Source organism: Acinetobacter sp. YH16051 (assembly GCF_013417135.1).
Classification (GTDB): Bacteria; Pseudomonadota; Gammaproteobacteria; order Pseudomonadales; family Moraxellaceae; genus Acinetobacter; species Acinetobacter towneri.
The window spans coordinates 1-1,158 of record NZ_VPEN01000138.1 but is presented as its reverse complement, the minus strand read 5'-3'; the positions used below and the strand labels follow the sequence as shown (position 1 = coordinate 1,158).

General features: G+C 29.2%; 2 protein-coding genes. Both read left to right on the top strand.

Annotated elements, in window-relative coordinates; genetic code table 11:
• The first annotated feature begins 44 nt into the window (after positions 1–44).
• Entirely contained in the window at positions 45–821 is a 777-nt protein-coding gene (locus tag FTV41_RS14915) for a tetratricopeptide repeat protein (protein ID WP_179996782.1), read from the top strand.
• A gap of 2 nt (positions 822–823) precedes the next feature.
• Positions 824–1,158, top strand: a 335-nt coding sequence (locus FTV41_RS14910) for a hypothetical protein (RefSeq protein WP_179996781.1), incomplete at its 3' end; no start/stop codon positions are given.

Sequence of the window (1,158 nt, the reverse complement as noted above, 5' to 3'; positions counted from 1 at the left end):
ATTGTACTATACCCGCGCATTAAAAATGGAATTCCTAATCGACTATGATATCTCCTCAAACTATTGATAAAAGCATTTTTGATGCTATGTTCTCTAATGTTAGGAAAACATCTAGTGTCTTTAAAATTCAATCATGGAAAAGAGATGCGGAAAAGGTTCGTAGTATAGATATATGCAAATATAAAGCTATTTTAGGCACAATAGCTGCTTATGAAAATAAGCATGATGAAGCTATAAATATATTTAAATCTATATTATTACTTACAAAAGATTGTGGCTATCAGGCTATGATCTACTCAAACATAGCTAATGTTTTAGGACATGCTGGAAAGTACTCAGAAGCAATTGATTCCTATTGGAAAGCTTTTGAGTTAAGTAATAATCCATCATATTTTGAATCGTTCTTTAATTTATGTAAAATTTATTATATTAATGATCAAAGGCTAACTAATATGAAGTCTTTAGATGACAATAAGAAAAAATTCTATGAACAAGAATTATTAAGCTTAAATGAGACGCGTCAAGAAATTATAGAAAATACAAATCTAAATCTCGATTTGTATAGAGATGTATTGAAAGTAGCTTTTTCTGTCTTCTTCACACACTGTAATAATCAAGTTAATAGATTTATAGAAGTGAATGATAGTCAAATTTCTACAATACTATTCAATACCGATTTGGATCTAGAAACAGTTATGCTGTTAAATGAGGGTATGAATGATAAATTTTTAGACTTATTAGATAGTTATGAGTATGAAGAGCTTATTAAATATCCTATAATATTTACGGCTGAAAATTTTAAAAGCAATGAATTAGGATAGTCGTGGATAGCATAGAATTTTTAAATTTTGCACAAAAAATCATTTCTATTACTCCAATTTCAGAAATTGATTATCGTCAGATAATAAGCCGTAGTTATTACTGTGCATTTCATAAACTTAATGAAAAATCCAATTCCTTAGGCATTCCTGTGAATGCCTATAAAGGTGGAACTCATGCATCCTTACGGCAGACTTTAATAGAATTACGTCCGGCAAATAAACAATTGAAAGCTATAGCATATCGACTAGTTAGCTTCCATCAATTACGTATTATTGCAGATTATAAGTTAGAGGATAAAGTGACAGAAATATCAGCTAAGGAATCTATTGAAAACTG